The following is a 6,298-nucleotide window of genomic DNA, read 5'->3' as shown; positions in this document are numbered from 1 at the left end:
TCATTATCGTCACTATGAGGGTCTACGTCTGCTACCCTCTGTCTGTGAAGAGATAATAATTCAGCAGACCCTAATTATACAACTACAATAAAAGTGGACGACCAGATAATTGTTGTATTATAAATCACTATAAAAATGGATAGTATGTCTTTGAAGTTAAAGAAACTTGTTATACATGCATATAATTTACGAAGCATTATACGAAGTTAATTAGCTGCGATTCATTGCTGTATTTAAGCATAAGGGGTAATTCAACTCTGATGTATTCAAATCCTAATGATAATTAATACGTTTTTATTTATTGCGTGTACGATTATATGATAATTCTGCACGATATATGTTAAAACAGAGTTAATTTCTATATTACAAGTGCCAGTAAAATTGTTTTATCACTATCTTTGCACCAAAAATAGGAAATCCATGTCTACAGATATACTTAGAATAATAGAAGGTGGTCTTTCGAATGATAAAAGAAAGATTATCAATTACTCCAAACGCTTGGCAGAGAGATTAAAGGCTGAAGGTGACGAGGAGATGGCTGAGTGCATTTTGGCTCAAATAGAGGCTTCAACCAGTAGAAGCGCAGCTACTATGGATGCCATGCGTATGATACCACTGGATGCAGACAGTAAGCTGCAGATAGTTGAGGTAATACCTGAGAATAGCAATCATACAGATATTGTGCTGTCGGATGTGGTAGAGCGCCGGGTGAAGGATTTTATCAATGTGGTGAATAATTCAGATGAATTGGAGTTATCAGGTCTTGACTTACAGAAATCTCTATTGTTGTATGGTGCACCAGGATGTGGTAAAACCTCGATAGCACATTATATCAGTGAACAGACAGGCTTACCTCTCGTGGTGGCCCGCCTGGATGGTATCGTATCATCACTGCTGGGTAGCACAGCAAAGAATCTTAGAAAAATCTTTCAGTATGCCAGCAGTATGCCTTGCATTTTGTTCTTGGATGAGTTTGATGCCATAGCAAAAGCTCGTGACGATAATCACGAACTGGGCGAATTGAAACGCGTGATTAATAGTTTGTTGCAGAATATTGATGAGTTGCCTTCGTCATGTGTATTGCTTGCAGCTACCAACCATCCTGACTTACTGGATAAGGCCGTGTGGCGCAGGTTTTTTATGAAGCTGGAAGTGGAAATGCCAGATAAGGATGCCATTGTTAAGATCGTAACTTCACAATTAAGTGGATTTGATGCTACTGTAACAGATGATAGCGCAAAGATGAATATTCTTACTGACTTGTTGAAGGATTTTTCACCATCGGATATTGTGACGATGCTGAATAAGTTGAAGGTGCAGAGCGTAATCAATGGCACGAAACAGATATCATACGAACAGATTGTGGCTGCAATTTATGAGTACGACGGACAGCATAAGAAGAAGGATGATTTTGTGAAGTACCTGAGTCAGTATGGGGTTGCCCAAACATCTATCTCTATCTTGGCAAATATCAGCGTAAGACAAGTAAGAAATATATTATCTGAAAAATAATCTAATAAAATAACGATCTAATTATTATGGCTAAAACATTACCGATCCAACAAGTTTCTTTTAGGGGAGAAAAAGACGTGTTTTTGGCTGAAGGCGGCGGTGGCGGAAAAGCACCGAAATGGGTGAATGATGAAAATATCGAGCGTAATGCGCATGAGGTGTTCACGAATCTTACAGGGATGAGTAACTATTTCGATAGAGACCGCTCATTGCCATTGCTGACAGAAGTAATTTTAGAAGAAAAGGCTACAGCAAAATCGCATCGTCCAAGCATCAGAAAAATGTTTGACGTGAGAACAAAACGCAATGTTCTGGGATCAGCTACAGCAGGTAAACTGCTTGTAAAAATCGATTCTAAGAGTGATTATGATACAATTAAAGGTAGATTTGCAAATAGACAAATTGGCGTGAAATCTACAAGGATAGGTTTGGCTGCCATCAAGAAGATCAAGAAATATGAAGCCGAGATAGATCCAACATTGGAGGAAGGTGATACAGCAAAGGTGCAATTGGTGGATTATCTGAATGAAGAATTGAACCATCGTTCGAATTTGATGTTGAGGGATTGGTGTAGTGCAGAAGGTTTAGATGCTGAAGAATTACACTATGCCAGTGGTTTGCGATTGTTCTCAATTTCAAATACAACTCGTGATAACCTGAAGACAATAGCAACTATGGATGGAGTCCTTTCGGTAAGGAAGATGCCCACTATTGAGTTTGAAGTAGCACCAGATTTAGAAGCATCAACAATGGATGTGATGCGCCCTAAGGAAAATGTATCTTACCCAAAAGTGGGTATCATGGATTCAGGTGTTTCGGCTAATAACTATCTGGCGTCTTGGGTTTCAAATGAAGATAATATTTCTGGACTTTTGGAAACTGACCAGGCTCCTCGTCATGGAAGCATGGTGGCCAGTGTAATCAATTATGGTGATATGCTGGAAGAGAAGGAACTAACCCAGACGGGACCTTGTATGATTCAGAGTTGCATTGTTAACAGTGATCGTGTTACCGTGTCAGAAAAAGAGTTGGTGCGTTATATTAGGGAATCTATTGCTAGACATCCAGACGTGAATGTGTGGAATCTATCCCAAGGCTCAAAAATTGAAGTCGAGGATGGAAGGTTTTCGGATTTTGCCGTCGCCTTGGATAGTTTTCAAAAGCTGTATGGTGTTTTGATATGTAAATCGGCAGGTAATGTGGAGCTGGGAGATGCGCGTATCAGAATTACTCATGGAGCAGACTCTCTGATGAGTCTTGTAGTTGGAAGTATCGCGCATGCGAAAACTACTGTGAGGGATGCAGAGATCAATCATCGAAGTCCATTTTCAAGAGTAGGACCTGGTGTGGAATTTACGGTGAAACCAGACCTTGTGCATTATGGCGGTAATATAGATACCCATATGAAGATGCTGTCGGAAATGGGAAGGTCGATTTCACTATGTAGTGGTACAAGTTTCTCAACACCTCGTGTGGCTTCTTTGGCTACGAATTTGGCTTTTGAATTAGGAGGTAATTTTGATCCATTGCTCATCAGAACCCTTTTGATACATCATGCAGACTATCCTGAGGAAGTAACCACGGCTACTGAAAATCTGAAGAAGGAAATGGGATATGGATTGCCTGCTGGTCTCGTGGAAATGACAAAGAATGATGCAGACGAGTGCACAATGGTATTTCAACACACATTGGATAAGGGCAGGGATGTTGTATCGCTAGATTTTCCATATCCTGAAAGTCTTGTTGATGATGAAGGATATTTCTATGGAGATATTCGTGTGACAATAGTATTGGATCCGGTGTTGGATGCCAGTCAAGGAAATGAGTATTGTCAGAGTCAGGCAAGCGTGTTTCTTGAGACCTATGATCATGTGGAGCATGTAAGAATGGAAGGGACGATACGTAATGAGGCAAGAACTTCTAGTGATGCAGTGAATGTGCTGAATGCTAGTTTATATAGAGCTGCTTCGAAGAATCTTGAGCGGGCAAGTGAACGTGTGCTGATAGAAAATGCTGGTAAGTTCTCGCCAGTGAAGAAATATCATGTTGATCTTTCTTCGATGACTCCAAAGAACAAAGAGAAAGCATTGACGAGCGGACGTAAATGGGCTCTAAAATTAGAGGGGCTTTATCGCGAAGCAGCTGAGCAGTCAAGGGAACGTGATGGTATTGATATCTCACAGAGATTCGTTTTGGCGGTGACCATCACAGATCCACAGCATAAGGGTGTGGTATATTCAGAATGCATGCAGCAACTCAATGCGCGAGGTTATATCCATTCTAGTATCCTAACTCGTGCTCATGTTCAGATAGATAATGATTAACTAACTATTAGTGTTAAGGCGAATTCCTTAGCAAGTGTTACGTGTGCCTTATTTATATCGTAATTAAATGAAACAAAGAATATTCGACTTTTTCTCTCAAAGAGAGATGGATGAGCCCAAAGTTACTCCAGAGCAGATAGCAAAGCTCCCTAATATATTTCAACTAATAAAACTACACTTTTCCACTTGGAAAAATATTTCCTAAGTCATTGAAATAGAAGGATAATAAAGAAAAGACGGCAATTATTATTTGTGTATTAGCATTGATAACAATCTGATATATAATATAGTAATATTCCTTCTATGAATGCAAATATACAAAGGATTTCAGAGTTAGAGTAGCTCCTTAGTATAAAAAGGCAACCAACTGGTCGATTTAACCTCTTTTGGCCAGTTGGCTCTGGGGCAGGTATTGTCCTGACACTCCCTAGACAAGAACCATGGTGTTGATATGGTTCAGTTAATCCTCTCGCTCGTCATTTTGCACATCCTTTTCCGCATTAATCAGACTTCAATCATAGGTATGTATAATGCCCACTTTTATGATTTACTCGAAACAGGAAAGAACTGATATAGCCTTTCCATGAACCGTTCTGAAATGAACTGGCGTATTGTCCTGTTTAGCATGTTTTGTCGCACTATTGTCCGTAAGTACAATGGAAGAGAGTCCTCATAATAATAGTAAGACTATTGGCTGTATTGACAGAATATCTCATGATTGACATCTCCGAGACAATGGCCAAGATCGTGGGTGGCGATACAGAAACTGAGAAGATAATCGACATCGTGAAATTGTTGACGGTGCAGTCCACATCCACTGATTAACATACTTTGACCCACAGCAAACACAATGATTTTAAGGCATATCTGCCTAGAACTATCTGATAGAAATGCGGTAATATCGCAAGTGGGAAAGTTTAGTAATATTATACTTTTTCTTTAGGGGTATCCTCTTGAAGCATAGACGCTATGATGTCTTTGGGATAATAGCATGGAACAACAGCCTTGGCTTCTGTTTTGAGAAACAATATCGGGTGTACCTTTTGCCCCTTCTTTACGAATGGTAAGCGGCTGGCACGGCTTGTTAATTGCTCATAAATGCTCTGTGCCTCGTCGCGTTCTCGCCATTTACATTCTGCCACGAGGATGTGTTTCTTGTCGAGCGATTCAGCTACAAGGTCGAGCTCTATCTGTTCGTAGTCATTGCTGCCATCTTCTTTTGGTATGTTGCCCCACCACCGTGAGGCATTGCCATAGACTACACCATCGATTTCATTACCTGTCACGAAGTCGCGACAAATCCTTTCCCATACCTGACCAACGTATGTACTGAAGTCCTTACGAATAATATCCATTACAAGATCCTGGCGGTCGAGTTCAATGAGATATTTGTTGGGATTGATAAACCTGTAATAGAAGGAAAGAAAGTTATCACCAAGACGATACAGTCCTTTCTTGCTACTCTTCGGATTGTCGCCAAATGGTATATCTTTCTCCACATAGCCTAAATCGGTCAGTATGCTGATGGGCTGAGAGAGATTAGTCGCAGGCTGCTGCATACGACTGGCTATTTCCGAAATGCGATTCACCCCGTTGCCCACCGTAGTGAGCAAAGAGAAAGACGTGGCCGTATCACGACGCTCGTCACGAAGCAACCGTGTTGGCTCATCGTACAGCGTGCCATAATTATTGACCAATAGATTGCGCACCGCCACTTCCAAGCTGTCGAAGTCGGCACGGAGTTCCCAGTAGCGAGGCACACCACCCCAAACGGCATATTCCTCAACAGCTTGCTGGTCGGAACAATGCAGGGCTTTTTTGATATAAGGCAAACGCAGTTGCTTCAGCTTTGGCTGCCAAGCACATCGTTGAAATAGGGGAGACTTCTCATTGAGTACCAATGAGTGCATCATTAGTTGAGAGGAACCACAAAGTATTAGGTTGTATTTCAGTTTTTTGCTATCCACCAACCGTTGAATGATGGAAGGCAGCGAAGGATCGCTCTTGACAAGATACGAAAACTCATCTAAGCAAACTGATGTGTTCTCCCCAACATATAGATTGATAGAGATGAGTATCGTTTCCCAATCATGGTATGACACACGGTCAAATCCATCAAACGTAAAAGAGACAGTCTTAGCAAAGGAATCTATCTGCTGCTGCGTTTGTGCTTCTTCGCTTAGATGGTACACATCCTGATTGGTCAAAACATGCTTGATGAGTTCTGACTTTCCAATACGCCGCCTGCCATAAATTACAATCAGCACAGGCCGGCTAAGGCCCAGCGTGCGCTTGAACGTTGCAGTTTCTTCTATTCTATCAATAAATTCCATATTATCAATAATTATCTTTGCCAAACATTATGTTTTGCAAAGATAATATTTTAATCGCTATCAACACACAAAATCACCAATCATTTTAATTCTAATCAAAATTATGTTTGCGAAAGATTATGTTTACCG

The 6,298-nt window shown here is 40.8% G+C and carries 4 protein-coding genes; 3 read left to right on the top strand and 1 reads right to left on the bottom strand.

All coding sequences use genetic code 11. The features are described 5' to 3' along the window. The first annotated feature begins 420 nt into the window (after positions 1–420). From DEM91_RS07865 to DEM91_RS12575, 3 genes are all read left to right on the top strand, one after another. Complete coding sequence (locus DEM91_RS07865) at positions 421–1,512, top strand: AAA family ATPase (RefSeq protein WP_249858543.1); 1,092 nt, start codon at positions 421–423, stop codon at positions 1,510–1,512. Between the two features lie 26 nt (positions 1,513–1,538). Beyond that, positions 1,539–3,836, top strand: coding sequence for a S8 family peptidase (locus DEM91_RS07860; RefSeq protein WP_249858542.1), 2,298 nt, complete (start codon positions 1,539–1,541; stop codon positions 3,834–3,836). A 690-nt stretch (positions 3,837–4,526) separates the two neighbouring features. Then, positions 4,527–4,661, top strand: coding sequence for a hypothetical protein (locus DEM91_RS12575; RefSeq protein WP_257009450.1), 135 nt, complete (start codon positions 4,527–4,529; stop codon positions 4,659–4,661). A 101-nt stretch (positions 4,662–4,762) separates the two neighbouring features. On the opposite strand, the gene DEM91_RS07855 is transcribed toward DEM91_RS12575, so the two are convergent. Continuing rightward, positions 4,763–6,169, bottom strand: a complete 1,407-nt coding sequence (locus DEM91_RS07855) for an ATP-binding protein (RefSeq protein WP_249858546.1) — start codon at positions 6,167–6,169, stop codon at positions 4,763–4,765. Between the last annotated feature and the right edge of the window lie 129 nt (positions 6,170–6,298).

This window comes from Prevotella sp. TCVGH (assembly GCF_023522295.1).
Lineage (GTDB): Bacteria > Bacteroidota > Bacteroidia > Bacteroidales > Bacteroidaceae > Prevotella > Prevotella timonensis.
The sequence above is the reverse complement of the archived record's forward strand: the minus strand, read 5'-3'. Positions and strand labels throughout refer to the sequence as shown.